At 53.8% G+C, this 18,542-nt stretch carries 16 protein-coding genes; 8 read left to right on the forward strand and 8 right to left on the reverse strand.

The genetic code is table 11. The features are described 5' to 3' along the window. Positions 1-322 precede the first annotated feature (322 nt). Entirely contained in the window at positions 323-607 is a 285-nt protein-coding gene (locus BJQ17_RS27280; protein WP_023383523.1) for a hypothetical protein, read from the forward strand. A 24-nt stretch (positions 608-631) separates the two neighbouring features. After that, positions 632-1,801 carry a hypothetical protein gene (locus tag BJQ17_RS27285; RefSeq protein WP_023383522.1) on the forward strand — a complete coding sequence of 390 codons (1,170 nt, stop codon included), beginning with the start codon at positions 632-634 and terminating at the stop codon, positions 1,799-1,801. Between the two features lie 83 nt (positions 1,802-1,884). Here BJQ17_RS27285 and BJQ17_RS27290 read toward each other — a convergent pair whose 3' ends face one another. After that, complete coding sequence (locus BJQ17_RS27290) at positions 1,885-2,253, reverse strand: histone-like nucleoid-structuring protein, MvaT/MvaU family (RefSeq protein WP_023383521.1); 369 nt, start codon at positions 2,251-2,253, stop codon at positions 1,885-1,887. Positions 2,254-2,364: 111 nt separating this feature from the next. On the opposite strand from BJQ17_RS27290, the gene BJQ17_RS27295 reads away from it, so the two are divergent. Beyond that, positions 2,365-2,688, forward strand: coding sequence for a hypothetical protein (locus BJQ17_RS27295; RefSeq protein WP_023383520.1), 324 nt, complete (start codon positions 2,365-2,367; stop codon positions 2,686-2,688). A gap of 37 nt (positions 2,689-2,725) precedes the next feature. Here the strand turns inward: BJQ17_RS27295 and BJQ17_RS27300 are convergent, their stop codons facing one another. Then, entirely contained in the window at positions 2,726-3,343 is a 618-nt protein-coding gene (locus BJQ17_RS27300; protein WP_023383519.1) for a hypothetical protein, read from the reverse strand. Positions 3,344-3,648: 305 nt separating this feature from the next. Between BJQ17_RS27300 and BJQ17_RS27305 the strand changes: the two genes are divergently transcribed. From BJQ17_RS27305 to BJQ17_RS27315, 3 genes are all read left to right on the forward strand, one after another. Then, positions 3,649-4,464, forward strand: coding sequence for an HDOD domain-containing protein (locus tag BJQ17_RS27305; protein ID WP_054893895.1), 816 nt, complete (start codon positions 3,649-3,651; stop codon positions 4,462-4,464). 16 nt (positions 4,465-4,480) lie between these two features. Then, positions 4,481-5,137 carry a hypothetical protein gene (locus BJQ17_RS27310; RefSeq protein ID WP_023383517.1) on the forward strand — a complete coding sequence of 219 codons (657 nt, stop codon included), beginning with the start codon at positions 4,481-4,483 and terminating at the stop codon, positions 5,135-5,137. A 116-nt stretch (positions 5,138-5,253) separates the two neighbouring features. Next, on the forward strand, positions 5,254-6,201 hold the full coding sequence (locus BJQ17_RS27315; RefSeq protein WP_023383516.1) for a hypothetical protein: 948 nt from the start codon (positions 5,254-5,256) through the stop codon (positions 6,199-6,201). Positions 6,202-6,203: 2 nt separating this feature from the next. On the opposite strand, the gene BJQ17_RS27320 is transcribed toward BJQ17_RS27315, so the two are convergent. Together BJQ17_RS27320 and BJQ17_RS27325 are read right to left on the reverse strand one after the other, a co-directional pair. Beyond that, a complete protein-coding gene (locus tag BJQ17_RS27320; RefSeq protein ID WP_175442762.1) occupies positions 6,204-7,667 on the reverse strand; it encodes a RepB family plasmid replication initiator protein in 1,464 nt (487 codons plus the stop codon). A gap of 1,770 nt (positions 7,668-9,437) precedes the next feature. Continuing rightward, positions 9,438-9,905 carry a hypothetical protein gene (locus tag BJQ17_RS27325; RefSeq protein WP_023383514.1) on the reverse strand — a complete coding sequence of 156 codons (468 nt, stop codon included), beginning with the start codon at positions 9,903-9,905 and terminating at the stop codon, positions 9,438-9,440. Positions 9,906-10,261: 356 nt separating this feature from the next. Here BJQ17_RS27325 and BJQ17_RS27330 point away from each other — a divergent pair, with 356 nt between their 5' ends. Further along, on the forward strand, positions 10,262-10,522 hold the full coding sequence (locus BJQ17_RS27330; RefSeq protein ID WP_023383513.1) for a xenobiotic compound monooxygenase A subunit: 261 nt from the start codon (positions 10,262-10,264) through the stop codon (positions 10,520-10,522). Positions 10,523-12,125: 1,603 nt separating this feature from the next. Here BJQ17_RS27330 and BJQ17_RS27335 read toward each other — a convergent pair. From BJQ17_RS27335 to BJQ17_RS31850, 4 genes are all read right to left on the reverse strand, one after another. Further along, positions 12,126-13,163 carry a ParB/RepB/Spo0J family partition protein gene (locus BJQ17_RS27335; RefSeq protein ID WP_023383512.1) on the reverse strand — a complete coding sequence of 346 codons (1,038 nt, stop codon included), beginning with the start codon at positions 13,161-13,163 and terminating at the stop codon, positions 12,126-12,128. Next, positions 13,160-14,281 (reverse strand): ParA family protein, encoded by a 1,122-nt coding sequence (locus BJQ17_RS27340; RefSeq protein ID WP_023383511.1) that lies wholly within the window; start codon positions 14,279-14,281, stop codon positions 13,160-13,162. The genes BJQ17_RS27335 and BJQ17_RS27340 overlap by 4 nt, the downstream gene beginning before the upstream one ends. A 382-nt stretch (positions 14,282-14,663) precedes the next feature. Then, positions 14,664-15,815: a tyrosine-type recombinase/integrase gene (locus BJQ17_RS27345; protein WP_054893896.1), complete on the reverse strand. Its 1,152-nt coding sequence runs from the start codon at positions 15,813-15,815 to the stop codon at positions 14,664-14,666. Next, positions 15,812-16,480, reverse strand: coding sequence for a hypothetical protein (locus tag BJQ17_RS31850; protein WP_023383816.1), 669 nt, complete (start codon positions 16,478-16,480; stop codon positions 15,812-15,814). The genes BJQ17_RS27345 and BJQ17_RS31850 overlap by 4 nt, the downstream gene beginning before the upstream one ends. 962 nt (positions 16,481-17,442) lie before the next feature. Here BJQ17_RS31850 and BJQ17_RS27355 point away from each other — a divergent pair. Beyond that, on the forward strand, positions 17,443-18,468 hold the full coding sequence (locus BJQ17_RS27355; RefSeq protein ID WP_023383815.1) for a DNA-binding protein: 1,026 nt from the start codon (positions 17,443-17,445) through the stop codon (positions 18,466-18,468). Positions 18,469-18,542: the final 74 nt, after the last annotated feature.

The raw sequence follows: 18,542 nt of genomic DNA on the forward strand, positions 1-18,542 counted from the left end.
AGTGCATGCTCAAAGCAATGACAGACTTCCCAGAAGCCAAGACTGAAATTCTTCTGGCTGGCGTCGTTATCGCGTCAACATTTGCATCAGATATGACTGAGGTTCACGCGGCATTGTCCGGCTTCGAGCGGGCAATCCAGGCTACCTGCATCTGATCACTCGCCCCTGCATCACCAATCACATGCCTGCGTAATGCACAGTACAACGATTTGAAACGGACCAGTCTTCCACTTACGCGTTATGGATTTGATTGACGTTCTCTGTCACGTACGTATAATCAATAAAAGCGGCCTTATGCGGTCGCTACCAGAGGTAATGCTTCATGATCCACGAGTACTCCCCAATCGAAATCGGCCTGGACGCCCTTGGTGTGGAACCTGGTCAGAACCCCAGCACAGTGTTCGGGGTGGATGATCTAAGCCAAGCGGACCAGATCCGAAAAGTAGGTGAGCGGATCGAGCACGCGATGAGTGCCTACCCTGAGATCAAGACTGAGATCTTGGCCGCCGGCATCAATGTCCTCCTCGATGTGTCCAGTTCGCTGGCGCAATTCAGGAGTGTCGCTCTCCCTCAACTGGACCGATCTGTGGATACCGTGGCTGCGTAGGTTGGATAAATCAACGAGCCCTTTATGGCAGTAGAAAAGATTGATGCCCTGGAGCAAGAGACTGCTTCAGGGCTTGTGCAAGACACCGACATCGAGTCACTCCCCCCCTCCGAGCCATCCGGCCCCCCCTCGACCTTTGAAAAGCTGTGCGGGACTTACATCTCGAATGTGGACCGCTCACGCAAGTTTGTGAACCGTCTGGCCTTCGAGATGGATCGCGATGAGCGCGTTCGCAAAATCTGCAGGGTCAAGCTCCGTCAAAACAAGTGCGAACTCAGCGACTTTGAAGAGGTCCTGCAAAGGACGCTGGAAGTCTTCTTCGGCTCTATGCTGGCTAAGATTGAAGATCAGGATGCCGTCTATGCGGTTGTGTACGCTGTGGCGCACAACGTCAGCCGAGAAGTCCTGCGAGATCGCCAGAAGCTGATGATCAATCATCGCTCCATCGAGGACATGCAAGAGAAGGGTGAGGAACTGGAGCAAGTCGGTCTAGCCGACCAGGTAGAAGTAGACCACGATCGAGATATCGATACAGAAGCTGCCACCATTAAAATGGCCGCAGCACTTAAACGGGTGATCAACGGAGAACAAACAGTGGCCAGTTCCGGCATCTATGCCATGGATCAAGATCCAATGGTACGCCTTGTACAACCTCAGCCTACGGACGACCAAGAAAACGATACGGACACTTCATCGCGATCCAAGCCAGCTGATGCTGGTGTGAAGCGTCCCCGCGGCGGAAGCCGGGCCGAGCTTTCGGTTGATCAGCAAGAACTGGTGAAGATCGGCTCTGACCTGGGCCTACGCAATCAAGACTACGCCTTTGCCCTGGGCATCGGTCTCCCTCGACTCTCCTCCTACATCTATGGCCGGACTGCGTCGGTGCCCACGGAGGTAATGGAAAAGGCTCGGGGTCTTCTGGCAGAGGAGCCGCACCGGAGAGAACGCCTTTTGCGTTTCGACCGGGACATGAACGTCATCTTGGCTGAATGGATGACTCGCCTCGCCATCGATACCGAGAAAGACGAAGACATGGCCACCATACTTGGGGTGACCAAAATGACGATCTACCGGTGGCGCAACAACGAGACCAAACCCGATGCAACGGCCCTGGCTCGTTATGAGCAGCGGATCGACTACGAAATGCGCATGAGAAAAGCTGTAGAGCAGCGGCTTCAAGCAGAGCGCACTTAAATAAGAACCCGCATCTATGCGGGTTTTTTTTGGACGAAAAAAAACCGGCTGCAGAAGCCGGTTTTGTGAAGAGCTAATGGGGCTTAGCTTTTCCAGGATTCGACGACGTCACCACCATACTGAGTTTTCCACTCTTTCAGCTGGCGGTGATTGCCGCCTTTGGTCTCGATAGTCTCACCGGTGTGGGGATTTTTATAGACCTTGACCTCACGTGGCTTACGTTGCTGACGATCGGCTTCTGGCCGTGCATTGATTTTGCGCAGACTTGAAGCCGGGTCAAGTATGGCGATGACCTTGCCCAAATTCGCGCCGTACTCTTCCATCAGGCTTTTGAGCTTTTCTTCGAACTCAATCTCACGTTGCAGCCCTGAATCATTTTTCAGCGCTTCCAAAGCAGAAAGTTGCTCTTGCAGTGCTTTCTCTGCAGCACGAAATTCAGCCAACTTGCTCATGCGTAATCCTCATTGGTGTACAATTCAGCAAACAAGTATCTATAACTAATTTGCATAAAAATTACTATACCCTAGGTGCTGTTCTTTTTCTACTGAGTCGACGGAAATTCCATGATTTGCAACGCTGATGAGTACGCAGAAAGCGGCCGCCACCACCACATTGCAACACTGCTTGCCGGCCGTAACTTCGAGGGCGTCTACTTGATTTCAGAGCCACCCAAGAGCGCACTCATTGAGGGGGAGACTTGGTTGAGCTTCATTGCATCCGACCTCACCGGCACCATCAGCTGCATCGTTGATCCAGCAAGGGCAGGCTGGGTAGAGGGTGACTGCTTTACGAGCATTTGGGTGCTTCTGAGAGGCCAGGTAGCTCACTTCCAGGACCAGTTGCATGCGCGCATCAGTGAGCTACACCAACTGAAAATGCAGTGGTAAAAAAAAGACCTTCTGGAGGGTATCCAGAAGGTCTTTTTTACACCAAGGCCCGAATGCAGGCCTTGCTCAATGCAACACGGGTGATGCTCGCCATCGTCAGTACCTGATAAGCGGCAACAGCCCTCCCCTCCCCCAGCGCCAAGGTGGCCAGCGTCAGCAAAGCATCTGCCGGCACGAGCGCAAACTCAGCGGAACTGGAATCTTCGAAATCAAGGGTGATTTCCTCATCATCTGCCACCCGATCGCCGGAGCATAGCCCGTCAAACGCATGAGGGGCCTCGGATAGGATGAGGTCGAAGAACTCAACGTAAGCGCGCAACTCGCTGGTGGAACCAGCTGAAAACGTGCGGCCATTATTGAGGGAATTTTGAACGGTGTGAATCACATACTCGACAGCCTCTACTTCGCTGAGGAGGTCCTGCTTGGCCGACAGTAGCGAGTCCTGTACAGATGACCCAGTGGCAGCATCTGTCAGCCCGGTGACATCCAGGTCACCACCCAGATCGCTATAGCGACACTGGGCGAGCACCTTGATCTGGGCTACGTAGGAAGAATCGGCTTGGACCTCTTCCGCGAACGGCTCCCCATTGGGGAACAGTCCGGAAATCAGCAGGGAACGAGTTTGCGCTTGATTATGTTGTGGGTACGAAATCATGTGGGTCTCCTGAAAGAGTGTGCTGTTGAGGCTTTTCGCCTAACTGCCTTGCCTCAGGGGATGTGTCACATGCGTGTGTAAGATGAAATCACGAACCAATAACGAAAAATACTATCAAAATTTAATCAATACAGGTGACGTACATCTCCGCGTTACGGATTGCTGAAATTACTTTTTTTTGGCCATTTGACACTATCGGCGCAGGTTTCCAATTCTTGAATCATTAATGACCGTGCCTGTTCAAGACGTTACAATTTGAATTTCTACCTACGGATAGATGGCTCAAAATTTCACTGAGACTTTTTATGAAAGCCCTAGCAAAAATATTCAAGAATCCCGCAGCCTTACCCACGATCTCTTCGGTGGTTATGGAGCTACTAGCGATGTCTAGGGATCTCTCAGTGCCGTTGTCCAGCATTGTGAAAGCAGTGAGCCTTGACCAGGCTCTCGCCGCAAAAGTACTACGCACGGCCAACTCTGCTTATTTCGGACGCAGCGGAACTGTCTCCCGTCTCGAAGATGCCATATCTACAATTGGCATACACAACTTCCGTACCACCATTATCACGACTGGCCTACTGAAGGCGCTGCCGGACGCACCAGGCATTGATATGCCGACCTACTGGAAAATGGGTTTGCATACTGCGTTCATGGCATCTGCCCTGGCGGAGAGCATAGGTGCAGAACGGGATATCGCTTTCACTACGGGTTTGATGCAAGGCATAGGCGCTCTACTCATTCACCTGGTAATGCCCGATGAAGCCTGCACTGTAGTTCAATCCGTTGATGCATTCGATCTTGTCGGCCGGCGTCCTGTCGAGCAGGCGCAGCTTGGATTTGACAATGCTGAGGTTGGAGCAGAGCTGCTGAAGCGCTGGAAATTCCCGACCCCAATCCAAAAAGCGTTGCTCACGTATTCCAATAGATCCCCCCTACCCGATATCCTTGGCCAATTGCTATCAGTATCCTCGACCTATGCTTATGGCGTGGTTATGGGGTTGGATAGATCATCACTCGCAGACTGGGTGGACCCAGAGATAGCAAAATCTCTTGGCCTCTCTCATGATTTGTTGGATAGCTGCCGACAACGTGTGTCTGAATCAGTGCTGATGATCGGTTAAGAGAGAAGGATTTGTAGTGAACCCAGGGCTCCGCCTATATCAGGCCATAATCGATAGATCTGAACTGCTATCGCTCCCCTTCCAAGAGGCTAGCAAGGCCTGTGGTTTCACCGCAGACACGCTGGCCAGTTGTTTTGGGGATGAGTCAAAAGCCAAACCGCGCCCCCTCCATGACGTACTGGATCGAAAACGAATCGACCTTATTGCTGCATTTCTTCATTGCTCGGGGTTCCGAGTTCTGCAGATGGCGGACGTTTTTCGCTGGTCGGACTACTGTCTGATTCAGCAGTCAGCGGTGTTCAATTCGAAAGCTGTCAGCCAGAGCCATGAGACCGCGGCCTATTTCGAAGAGGTCACGAAGGCAGACGTCGCCTCATCCCCGATTTTCATTCTGGATGAACTGATCGCAGCCACTTGGTCAGAAGACCTGAAGGAGGCCGCCGAGAAAATCGATGTGCCGTATGAGACGCTCAACTCGTGGCGCACAGGTCGCCCTAAGCCCTCCCTCCGCGATCTTGCTGCTATCAGGATCGTAGCAAAGCGTATTGATCTCGGAACCCCAGTGATCATGATGGCGTTGGGCGTACTGGCGAAATCTGATTTCCAGCTGGATGGCTGCTCCGTCGACATTGAAGACGAGCTAAACAAAGCCCTGGATATAGACATCCTGTAGTATCTTTTGCGTAGTTATTCCCAAATGGGATATAACACGTATTGATAAGAAAAGACCCTATTGCTAGTATCCGTAAGGCTACGAACGGTATTTTACTGAGCCAAGGGTTCTTCTTTATGCGTTTCGATGCCCAGTCTGCATCTGCCAAGCTCTCTAGTTTGCGAATTCCTGCACCCGACATCGAAGTGCTCGATGAGGTTTACAAATCAGAGGGTGATGACCTCACCGACGCGATCGATCGGGCAAAAGCCGGCGACAACTCAGCCCTGCACTATCTTCGTGGAGTTTTCTTCACGATTCTACCAGGGTGTACCGAGCGCATCCTCCAGGCCAAGCTCCCACAACCATCCCTCCCAGTGCTGATCAGCATTGGGAAATCCGAGGGCCCGCAGTTCTCTCAAGATCTCAAACAATGGGCCAATGGTGGTTACGTAGACTCAGATGTTGGTCAGTCTCTGTGCGAAATCTACCGGAACGCTCATTCGCAGCACAGTGCATCCCTGGAACCAGAGGTGCTGATCGAAGCTGCGGATATTGAGGCTGCCGAGGAGCCTGTCACTTCCGACAATGCCTGCGAGCCTGCAGGCGAGAAGACCTTTGTTACTCGGCACGTGTACGGCGGAAAGGTCGCCGTTTGCTTCCAGTCCGATATGACCAGGGGCGGTGAGCACACGATTAGGATCGAAGCCGCGGAGTCGACCGCATCCAAGAGATTCAACTGGTCTGACAAGATCAGCATTCAGCTATCTGGACGCGAGCTGCCTGGCGTGCTGGCGACCTTCATGCAAATGCAGACAAAGTTTGATGGGAAAGGGCATGGTGCACAAAACGAAAAGTGGTTCACGATCGAGAATCAGCCCGGGAAGGTTTTTCTCTCAGTGAATACGAAAGGCCGGCCACCTCGATCGGTGCCTATCGGGCCAGGCGACTGCTTTGGCGTGGTGACTCTGCTCATTGAGCAGATGCTGAAGAACTCCCCTTTCCTCTCCGCTGATACGCTGTTGAACATTGTCCAGCGCACCGCACAGATAGCCCCGCAGCCGTCCTCGAACGGCCACAGATAGCTTTAGATCTTCGCTCCACCCAGCAAGAATTGCAGGAGTGTTTCCGAGCTTGGGGTCTCAGGGAAACGCTCCTGGAACTGGATCGCTACCAAGCAATTGATCACCATCGTGTTCAAACCCTTCGACCGGTATTGCGAGTAGGCCAGATCGTCTTTGCGCAGCTCGGTCTCATATTTCTCCGCAAGCTCTTTCTTCTGCTCGTCCGACAGTTCCATGAACTGGGCGCGAATAGCTTCACGCTGAGCTGCTCCCCACTGCTCCAGCAGGTCTGCCATTTGGTTCGATGGTGCTGCTTTCGGCGCTTGCGATGGCGCCTGCGCCGGCTTCGACTTCTCACCGGTTTTAGAGGCGGCTGGCTTTTTGCCCCTGCCTGGTTCCGCGGCCTTCTGTTGAGTTGGCGCCTTGGCGTAGTTGTTGGCTACTGCAGCCTTGAAATATGCCGCTGGACTTGCAACGTTAGCCCCTTCCTTGCGCATCTGTGCCTCGGTGTAGTCAGCTTGCGCAAGCAGGTACTCTTCATCGTGAGTCATGCCAAGCTCATCGATATCTTTTTGACTCAAGGACAGTGCTTTAAGGCGCTTTGACACGTCCTGGCTAACCAGCTCTGGTGATGGTCCAAGGTCTAGGCCAGGCTGAATCAGTGTCTCCAGCTTGAACCAAAGCTTGTCCATCTTCCGGTTTAGCTTTGTGACGTGCGGTGAGATGCGGAATCTGCGTTCAATGCTGTTGACCTGGTCGATTGCGCGACCCAGCATTTTGTTGAAGTCGCGAAATTCGGCATGTGGCGTAGCAGATCCTGACAGCACAACGCTCCACTCAGACCAATGTGCACGGTACGTCTCTCCCATGGGTGAGCCGAGGTAGCGAGACGTGATCTCGTGCAGAGTGAGAGCAGAGAAGCTGGAGAAGTGGTACTGCATCCGCAAGTCGATCAAGTTGAAGATCGCTGGGTCGAGTAGCCGGCGTTTCAGATCCGGTGGGAACGAAAAGCGAAGGGTCTGGCCATCTTCCAAGATGTAGGCTTCAGCGATCAGGTTTGCGATGCCCCATTCGCTCTTGCGCCCAGGGCTTTCACCCTTGTAGTCAAACTCCACCTGGGTCTGAGACATGCTCACGAGTACCTTCTTGAGGTAATCACGGCTGTTCGACGTGGTGTGTCCAATGTTGTCCTCGACCTGTTTGATCGGGATCTCATGAACCATCTCCTCTCTCGGCCGCTGCTGGGCGAATTGAAGGAGGGTGTTGTAGAGTTTTCGCTGAAGGAATGTGAAGTCACTGGCGGCAGAGACGTTTCGCATCGAGAGGGCTTCGGTTGCCTTTTTCAGCTCTACGGCTTTGGATGGCTCTACATCACGAACGACCTGGAGCTTGGGTGCCCTCTTGCGTTTAGCTGGACTGGTATCCGTTGTCGCTCCGGCTGTACGCTTTGCTCTCGGAGCTCGCGGTGTGGGGGTTTCTGAGTCCATGTGAATTGTGCCATCGGTGACTGTGGTGGCACATTACTCGAACGTATGACTTCTGGTCAACGAAAATACGGTTCCAACGTCAGTGCCCAATTGTGCCATCCCTAGGTACCGCTTTTGCCCTTCGCTTTTGACTCAAAAAAGCGATAGCAAAAAACCTACAACAGCTTGTTTCTGTTTTCACTGCTTTTTTAAAGCTTTGTTAGTGAATCACTCAAACCCTTGATACACAAGGGCTCTAGCCATTTTTCTGTGCCATCTCCAGGGGAAACAGTGCCATCCTCCGAGACTAATGTGCCGGCGGTAGATGGCTCCGGTGCCATCCTTAGAAACATGTGCCACCTTTAGACCCGTACTGTGCCATCGCTAGGCGATCTCGTGAATTGTGCCACTGGTAGGCCTGTGGCTTCCTAGCAATGGCACAATTGGGCCAATCCCAGTAAATACGGGCTTTCCAGCCATTACTGATGATCGATTTCGCATCGGCACCCTCCCTAACGATGGCACTCTTCAGCACGATTCGTGGCACACGAACGCAGCGATCTGCCGAAATTGCTTTAGCAGTGCTCTAACAATGGCACATTTCGTTTCTTCAGCCTTATCAGACACCTACAGAACCCCTCCTCCCCCTGACGATGGCACAATTGATGTTCTAGGGAGGTGCGACTCCCCCCTTAGCCCCCCCTAATAGTGGATTGCCACGACGCATAATGACTCAACCTGTTTGAACTAGTTGAACGAAGCCCGCGATCGGCATCGTTGATATAGTTTTCACTGTGAAAAGTGGCATAAGACTGATGGGGAGACACTCGAAGCGTGGCACATTTGGCTGGGTGGCCACTGCCCCTACCTCATCTAGAGATGGCACATTTCGGACGGCTTCCCAATTTTGCCCACTAACCATGGCACATTTGGGCAATTTCGATCTGTCGTGCCTCTAGAGATGGCACATTTCGCTGTTTCGCCCTGTGATCAGACAGCCAGGTCCAGGGAGGTCCGCGCCTACGAAGGACGCCACCTCTAGCCATGGCACAATTGGCGGCATGAGGTTTTCACGTGAAAACACTGCAGGCGGTCCCAGCAGGTCACCTCGATCAAGAGCCCTGGGTCACTTGAGCCATGACAGAGAGAAAAAGGGGGGCGATCGAGTCGACCAGGCTACGAAACAAGATGTCAGGCTCATGCTGCGTCTGATGGAACGAGCATGGGCGATAACGGGGGAATAGGACACCATTGCCAGAGTGCCCGTGGCCTTATCGGGAACAGCCGTGTTGCCGGCCTAATTGGCGGGAATAATGTATCTGCTCGGCCTGGCAAGGCCTCCTAAATGGCAGTCGGACCGAGCGAGCCCGCACGCAGCTAAAGCCCGGGCGGTAACCAGGTGCGCAGAACACGCTCTCTCTATGGGTATGGGCAGCATGGCCCTGGTCTTGATCGGTTGCAGTCTTGACTGGCCTCGCGCCGGCAGTGCCTGCCTACACGGTACCCAAGACCAGTAATGAAGGGCTGCATGATTATGTGGGCCGTATGTTGTGGGCGGCCTGGTCACATATGGCAGAGAGCGCCAATGACGCTGTGAAGGCCCAATTGCAGTCAGAGTTTGAGCTTTCGACCGCTTCGCGGAAGTCACCCTCCTACAGCGGTTAAGCCTGGGTAGTAAGCTGAGGTCCATTGCCGTTGAGATGAAGGGCCAGTACCTCGTGATTCGACTTCGAAGCTGCCTGCGGAAATGAACAGGCAAAAAAAAACCCCGCTAAGCGGGGTCTGGGGTTATCAGAATTGGAACCGAGGATCACCTGTATCCACTAGACCATCCTGAGCTGGGTTTGCATGCGCAGCAGCGTCAGCTGCTGGCGACGGCTGGCTCACCGGTCTAACCTTTGGTGTAACCGAAAGGCTGATGAATGGTGCACCACCATCCACGCCGTCTTTGCGCCAGCCTGCAATGCGCATTTCGTGGTTGAAGCCGAAGCTACCCGCGTAGTCGGGACCTTTTTCCTTCTTGTCAGCTTCCTTGAACAGGCTGGCATTGATCCCGCCTACTGACAGTGAGTAGAACTTCTCGTTCGAGCCGTTCTTCTGCTTGAGCCAGACCGCTACCTCAAGCTTCAGCTTATGGCTGCGCTCCTTGTTCAGCGGGAACTCCATATAGCCGATCATCACGGGTGCTGCATCAGATGTGCGGTTCTTGTTCTCGAAGATGGTTCCGGAGCCTTCGCTCAATACCAGTGCAATAGACATGCGTTTCTCCTGATCTTTTGGGGGCGTATGCGCCATAGCTTGCACTGCTGTTATGCAGCACATGGTTTTGTATTCGACGCATAACACGTAAACGTACTTTTATTGAATCCTATGGTAACAGATTGATCTGCTTGCCCCACGCCCTCTACTCTACAAATCAAAGGAGGACCCCATGCCAGGCCAAGCATACGCACCGTCTATGTACTGGTTACGTTGGGCAGGCGAGAACAATTGGGCGGTTCATCTATGCACTTCACCTAAAGTCCTTGATGACCGGGGGCCTGATTTTCACTGTGAAATGGCTAATTTATGAGCTCGTTTCATCCCTACGTTTCACAGTGAAATGACCACGCGAGTTGATTGACGGCCCGGTACCGGAATCGAACCTGGAGATCGTCGGGCTGCGCAGCACCGCGCAGATGTACTACGAGACCGCCCAGCGAAAAGGCCTGAGCATTCTTCAGCTGTGCAAGCGCATCGCTTGGAAGGCCCAGGAGCACCTGGCCATCGTCAGCACCGGTCAGGACGTGGGCGACAAGATGGAGGCTTGGGTCGAAGAGGAACCCGCCGATAGCGTCAACATCGCGCCCACTCACTTATACCCATGGCATCGATGATTTCGTCGAGTACGTGCTGCCCCGAATTGCGCCGCCGGCCGGATCCGCTTCCGCGAGAAATACGAAGGCAGAACGCTGCGCGAGAAAACAGCCCTGACCGTGCCTTAAAGCCGCTTCGCCTGGTCCTGGCCGGAGAGTCGTCATCATGTCGCCGGCCTTGATTCAAACCGAACCCGCCCCGGTATCAAAGGTAGCCGGTGATCCGCCTCTTTCCGCCGTTGCCTGGGGCAGTACGCTACGGGCAACGGCGGTGGTCACCGCGTGCAGCGGGGCACAGCTCAATGGCATGACCATCGACTCGGGACCCTCGCTGTATGAACCCAAAAGCAGCAGGTTCTTAACAAGCTGGCCCGTTATCTGGGCTCTTGGTTGTGAGTGTTTTCACTGTGAAACGCACAGCTTGATCCAGCAGCCGGCACGGATTTAATGCACTGCCGTTAACCCTGTCGATCCTCGCATCCCCTATGACCGTTGGGCATGGTGGAGAGCAGTTCGCGGTAACCGCTCGTAATGGTGTGCCACCCCGCGGGTTTTCACTGTGAAAACGTCGGAATGCCGCCAGTGGCGCGAATTGCACCACGGAGCTGATTAAGCCAGGACAGTTCGATACCTGTTTACGTACTGAGCTGCGTTTTGAATCCATGAGTTCCCTCACCGAGGTGAAGCTTTTCACAGTGAAATAGAAACCCGGAACCTGTCCGTATATGAAGGGGGCCGCGGCTTTTCACCGTGAAAAGCTCGATGCCAGATTGAAGCCAGGCGCGCAAAGTCGGATCACTCATGTCCATTTCCTTTGGATCTGCAGGCACTACCCCAGACCAGCAACCCGTAGTCTTTTCACCGTGAAAAGGGAGGCGGAAATCTATGGGCATTCACAACATGCACATTCCTGGACGCTGGCTATTCAACTCGGCAGTCGGCTGCTCATAACTTGAGTCTCCTAGAAGATGTCCGGTAGCACCCGTCTTGGTAAGGAGTTCCGTCCAAGTGCCCGAGCGCACTTTTCACCGTGAAAAGTGGGGATGGGTCGGTGCTCGGCAACTTGCCAGCTGCGCCGGTGATGTCTGGATCGCAGGAGCAGAACGAGACTTCTGGGCACGACTCGGAGAAGGAAGAGAGCAGGTGGAAGCCGATTACCTTTTCACTGTGAAACGACCCGCATTACAGCAATCGGCGGGAGCGCGTCGAACTGTGAAATGGTTTGGCTAGGAGAAGGGCTGCTAGAGCGTTTCACAGTGAAAAGCATGACGGCGTGACTTCATTCATCCAGCAAATGAGCTGGCTATGCGGTGCGCAGTGAGCAGTGAGCAGTGTGAGGTGTGCACTGCATAGTAAACACTGCACAGTGCGCAGTTGGTAGTGAGCGCTGATGGAGGGAGCTGCTACATAGTTGAGATGGGAATAGGGGCTAGTTTTTCACAGTGAAACGCCTAGGAGGGGGCGTTATTTTTCACTGTGAAAAATAGCCAGGAGGACAAGAAGTGATGTGATCCGAGACCGAGCTTTTCACAGTGAAACTACGAAAAACTCAACAATATCAGTGGATTAAAAAAGGAAAGGCGAGGGCGCCTTGCCGCCGGAGGGGCCGGCGGCGGAAGGGATTTTAACTACGCGTTTTGAGCATCTCCTCGATGTATGCGAGGACCTCTGCGGGATCAATGCCTTTGGGAGGAGTGAGAATCAACTTGCGCCCATCGATACGGGCATCCAGCTGGGTGCGTTCCTTGTAATCGATTTGCCGCGGAGGAACAGGGGCCTGAGGTGATGTCTTGCGCCGAATCTCACCTTTGGCCCAGTTGATTGCGCTGTCCTGGGATGCACCTTCTTTAATACGGTTTGCGGCGGCCAGAACGGTTTCAATATGTCCCTTGTCAGCCAAAGCAACCATATCGGAGACAACCCTGTTACCAATCAGGTCAGGATCTTCTTCCAGCAGTGAAATGACACCCTCAGGCAACTTGAAATAAGCAAGGCAGCGGCTGATCGTGGCCATGCTTCGACCGACACGGCGGGACAACTCCGCCTGGGACTGTACAACCTTGTCATCGAGAAGCTTCTTGTAACTTGCACCACGCTCGAATTCAGTAAGGTCTTCCCGGGCATCGTTGTCCGTAACGGACAAGATCGCCGCTTCCGCATCCGACAGATTCCGGATGAGCGCGTAGATGTAGGCTTTTCGGAGCAGCTCATGAGCCAGGAACCGGCGCTCACCAGCAATAAGCTCGTAAGTACCGTCAGCAAGAGGGCGAACGATAATCGCGTTGTTGAGGCCTTTATCTTCAATCGTGTTCGCGAGAAGGCCGAGTTTCTCGGGGTCAAATTTGCGGCGTGGCTGATACTTCCCGCGGCGTATGAGCGTCAATTGCAAGAACTTTGCCTCGCCTGGCAAGCGCTCGCCGCTCAAGAAAATGTCATCCAAGCCCGGCTGGTGAACGTGATCAGCATCAGAAACCGGTGCACGTTCCAGCGGCTCCGCTGAACTGTCCCTTTCTTCATCAAGGTGCAAAGAACTGAGCACCTCGCTCATCGGCCGGAGGTTAGCTTCCGGAATAACCTTCGGAACATGTACGCCCTGGATGCTAGACGAACCCTCCGCCGGCGCGATCACAGTAGGCTTGCCGATCGGGCTAGAACTCCTCATTTACCCTTCTCCAGGACTGTTTTGATTCGGCCAACCATTTCCTCGAACACATTGCGGAACGCGACCAAAGAGTTCTCACCACCTTGTTTCCAGAGGGAAAGAGGTACGCCGTCTTCCAGGCTTTTCGAGTAGTCCTCGGAGTGGAAGAGCGGTTGTTCCGTAACCTTCCCTGGGAACAAACTGGACAAGCGAGCGAGGTTCGCTTGTAGGCGGGGGCGGTTGCGCATGTACATGGTGGGAACTGCAACGATCTCTGGAGCCCGACCGAAATCGGTGCTCATTTCATTGATCTTGTGGGCCAGTCGAGATAGCGCACGGAAGGAGAATTTGTCCATACGGATTGGGCACAGCAGGAAATCAGCTGCGGCCAGGCTGTTCCGGGATAGCATGGTTCCAGAAGGTGCGTTATCCATGATGATCACATCATAGCTTGATAAGTCGCAGTGAGGGAGCTGACCTTTGCGAGCTCGTTCGATGAACAGTGAGTACCGGAAGTCGGCACCCTGGGCGTTACGGAGCACAACGTCCATATCGTCCAAGGAATCGTAAGCTGGGATGAGGTGGGGGCCGTGCTCGCCAAATGGTTTTTTGATCACTTGGTCCAGGGTCATTTCTGGGAAGTTTCCGAGACGGATCAGGTTCCCGAGGTGGCCCTCTACTGCTCTGTCAGCAGGAAGGCCAAGCTCTACAAGCTCCTCGGTAGTCTGGTCAGGGTCATAGCCCAGCATGCTGGACACGTCGGCTTGAGGATCGTTGTCAATGATCAGGGTCTTGAAACCTGCCAAAGCGAACTCGATGCCGATATTGCAAGTGGTGGTAGTTTTCGCGGTCCCACCTTTTTGGACGTAAGTCGAGCAGGTGATTGGTCTCGAAAACCCTTTAGTGTTCCCATTTGCACGACGAATCGACGCAATCAGGAACATGTCAGCTAGCGTGTAGCTCCTGACCTCTACGGATCCGCGTGCGACACGTGCGATGTTGAGGTCGTGTTCCTTCTCGATGGCTTTGAGTGTCTGCGTGCTGATCATCAAGCGTTCAGCCACAAATTGTGGGGTGAAGGTTAGCTGAGTGAAATCAGTGAAGATGTACTGATCGAGTGGCGCAGCAGCTGAAGTCATGTGGTTTACCGAGGTCAGGTAGGTAGGATGGCCGCATTTTCATACGAATCCATACGGTCAGACAAGAAAAAACGCATTTCTACCTGATAGAGATAGAACACTTACTGAAATCTGTCATCTGGTAGTGTCTGGGTTCAAACGCTGTCAACCAGATGATTTTGGGTAATTAACTGATTTAGCGACAAAAATATCGAGGGTAGGGCGCTCAGATGTCCGTCGTAACGGAGAGGGCTCTATGCGGAGGACGTACACTGCAGGTATGAGAGTTGTTCGTCGAAAATGGTCGGACGATGCTTCATCCCTCACAGCAGCCGGGCCATCAGCGAAGGGTGGCCTTGGCAGCCACCGTCACTGATTCAACAACACTGAGGCCTGGAGATATTTACCGGTGTAGTCGAGGGGTGCTTAGGGTTTGAACGACACCCGCATGCAAAGCGTCGTCCTCCGTATGCAGGTAACGACTGGTGGTTTCGATTTTGCTGTGACCAGCCAGAGCCTTGATCATCACCAGGTCACCAGTAGCTTTGGCAAGGTGACTGAAGCACGAGTGGCGGAGCCAGTGCGTTGAGGCCTCCTCAAGTCGATCGGCCAAATCGAACTGGCTGCGCTCTATTGCCAGGGCTGCAGCACGATGCATGATCTCTTTGACTGCTTTCAAAATGGTGTCGTTATGCGCGCGTTTGAGCTTTGAGTTCGAGGCGAGGAGGAGGGGGGTTGTGTCCTTCACTGGCACCTCACGTGACAACCCGAACGCGTGGCGATACTGCAACAAGTCCTCATAGAGGTCTTCGGATATCGGCACATCTCTAACCTTGTTTCGTTTGCCCAGCACCTCCAACCACAGAGTACCGCTTGCTGATCGCCGGATTTTGCCCATGGTAGCGCCGGTCGCTTCGAACGTTCGCACGCCGGTCATGTAGAACAAGCTCAACATGAAATGGTCGCGAGCTCGTTTGAGTGGGCTTTTTGTAGCTGCGATAGCCTCAAATGCCAAGCCTATGGCTGCCTCGGGAAGCAGCCGTTTGATCGTCAAGTCGACGTCGACTTGGGGCTTGGCCACGAGCGACACTGGGTTCGCTTTAAGGCGTCCACCCTGGATCATCCACTTGTACATGCTGCCGATCTGGATCAGGGCGTACTGCTGCGACGCTTTGCTAAGTGGTCCAGCGAACGGTCTCCAGTCTGGATGAGAGCGCTTGTGCTTTGTATGCGATACCCAAACCTCAGCCGGCTGTGGGTCAGCCATAAAGCCGATGTACTGGGTGATGTCCATCACAGTTATTTGGGAGAGCTGTTTACCCAGGGTGTGCAATGCCCAGAGGATGAACCGCTCCACTTCCTTCCGCATAACCCGTTTAGTCTTAGGGTTCGTTCCTTTGGCATGGAGCCACATCCAAGCTGCTTCGATGTCGTTATCTGCCTGGATCACATCGACCTGGTCAATGACGTCGACAGGCTCGCGATCAAGCAGCGCAACTTCTGACTTGGCCTGGAGGTACGGAATTCTGTGTATGGCTGGAGTGTTCGTGTTCATCGTAAGTCTCGCGTTTTGCCGTTGTAGACAAGCCAGTCGTCAATCTCATCGGGCTCGAACCATCGCTGCGAGCCTGATGGTGCTTCGCACTGGTACTCTTCCTGTACGCCTCCAGCCGAATCGACACCTTCCCGTGTTGCAACCACTACCAGAATGGACCCGAACGTCGCAAAGTTGTCGATCTCGCTGTCGACGACCAGCTCGGCACCGCGGGATAGGTAGCGCCTCCAGCGATAGCCGTCTGTGGCGACCCCTGCGAACTCTTCGTCATCTTCGTCGTCATCATGATTCCAAGTGAAGGGCTTATCAGCAGCTGCAGAGCTTGCGACCGCTACTGGCACCTCGATCGGTGCATCTTGCACCTGAGTGATCTTGCGCTGCCGTTTGGCTGGTGGCGCCAGCACCATGCGAGCTGCTTTCACCGCAGCCTGTTCGTTTGGGCTCAGCGTTGGTAAAGCCCGGGCCAGGTCGTCCCATTTGAAGTCCCTGTCCTCGTCGGCAGCGATGCGGCTCATGTGCTCTGGACGAATTGACCAACGGCATGCCACATCAGCCATGCGCCAACCCTTATGTAGGATCAGTTGCTTGAAGTCATCTCGGGACAGCTTCCCAGGGCGCAGGAGCAGCAGCCCACGAGAAATCTTTGCATTTTTGGCTTGATCCACAGCGCAAGTCTTTTGTTGTGAAATCCCTGATTTTAGGGGCATTAACGATGAAATCAAGTAGTTGGATGAGCCAGGTTGGCTGCGCCCGTTGAATCCTGAGATGAGCCCAGAAGATGGATTTTTTACGTGCTCCTGTGTGAAATCTGGTGATGTTAGCCCCTGCGAATTGATCAGAATCGACGTAGGAGCGTCTTCGGGGTCCGTACATCCCAGTGGTCGCCGCGGCTTATGAGCAAGGTACCGTGGGGCTCTGTCCTCGGAAGTAATACTGAGGACGTTTCCGGAACTGATTCCTGGACCGTTGCGTTCATCCTCCAAGTTCACGAATTACTTCCCGCCGTTGGCAGCCATGCCTCAGACGTCTGGATCACCGCCGGCGCCAGACTGCTCAACAAGACGGTTTTGCCTGGGCGTTTGACCCAGGAGCATCAGTGAGGCTTTGCCAATACAGCAGGTTTTCTGCAGCTGATCGGGCAATGATCGGGTTGCGGCCGCTCTGTGCTAGGGTTTGAAAAGTGTCCATGGTTCGTTTCAGCTATGGTGCCCCGCAGATCCGGTGCTGCCTTGCTTTCGCATTTTTGGCCGTGGCTTCGCATTTATGGCTGACGTTGATGCTTGATCTCCAGCGCAAGCAAATTTGTCAGAACCCCTTTGTTCATAGGGGTTAACGAGTAATCAAAAACGCCTCTTTGAAAAGCCAGCTACTGATAGCGATGGGCTTTTGAAGGGGCGTTTTTTCTTGCTTGAAAAAACTCGTGATAATCGGAGATATTCACGAGTTTTTCATTTTTCGGATACGTTACGTATGATATCCAATACGAATTTGTTGTTTTAGAGACGTGAGTGTATGCTCCCCTCTAAGGCCAGCCCCCTCCCTGTGAGGAGCGGCCAAGGCACGTACTGGCCCCTCGCCGAGGTCGCCGGCTCCTAGTCTCCCGACCCTATCTCCAAGGATACGCCTCATGGCCAACACCGGACTCCCATCTGACAAAAGGCTGAGCACCAGAGATCTTGTCCACCTTTACGCGAGAGAGCTGCTTGATGCGGGTCGCGAGGTTCGCCAGGCGGAAATTCGCGAGTGCATATACATTCACCATGACCTCAAAGCCTCGCCCAATCTGGTGAACGAGGAAATCAAAAGGTTCTGGAGTGAGACCGGCCCTATTCTGAGCGCCAGGCTGCGAAGACCTGGTGTTCCAAACGCAGTGTGCGAAAAGCTTGATGAGATCTGGGATGTCGCTCTAAAGGCGGCCGAGGAGACTCATGCGGTTGAGCGCAAAGCGCTTGAGACGGCGACAGCGGCTGCCGTTGATGCCGCCAAGGCGGCGCAGGACAATGAGCGGGCAGCTACTGCTAGCCTTGAATCCCAGAGCAGAGAGCTCGCTGGCCTCATCGCGGACAAGGAGCGGTTGACCGATCAGCTGGATCAGTCGAGTGCTTATATTCGGCAACTTCAAGCTGAGGTCGCAGATCTCAACAAGAGACTCACTGCCGCAAGTCAGGCTCATGGTGAGGAAATCAAGCGCCTGCAGGATGTGCACAGTGGCGTAGTTGAGCGTGCCCAGGACATGCATCGCGGAGAGCTTGAGCGCCTTCAGCAGCAGCTCCAATCAGCAAACGATGCGACTGAGTCTGCACGTGCGAAGGCCGAGACTGCGCGGATTGCCGCGGAGGAGCACCTTGAGAGAACCGAAAACCACCTGATGATGGAGACCGCCAGGGTTCGGGATGAAGAGAGAGGCAAAACAGAGAAGGTCGGCAAGGAGCTGCAGCAAGCTTTGACGCTCATCGACCAGCTGCGGATTCAGCGCTCGAAGGCCACTGACGATGCCGCTGAGACCCGCGGTCGTCTGGAGGTTACCCAACAGAACCTGAGCGCCCTAGAAGCACAGAACAAGGAGCTGCGTGAACTGAACAGAACCCTGCAGGCCGCTCTGCTGGAAGGCTTTAGAGGTGGTAAAGCAGCAGCTTCTGGCACGGATGAATAGTTTGCTGAATTGACATTTTGTCAATTTGTCAAGTATTTCTTGTGGTTTTCGGATGAAGGGTGGTAGTTTAATAA

This window comes from Pseudomonas sp. NBRC 111139 (assembly GCF_001753955.1).
Taxonomy (GTDB): Bacteria; Pseudomonadota; Gammaproteobacteria; order Pseudomonadales; family Pseudomonadaceae; genus Aquipseudomonas; species Aquipseudomonas alloputida.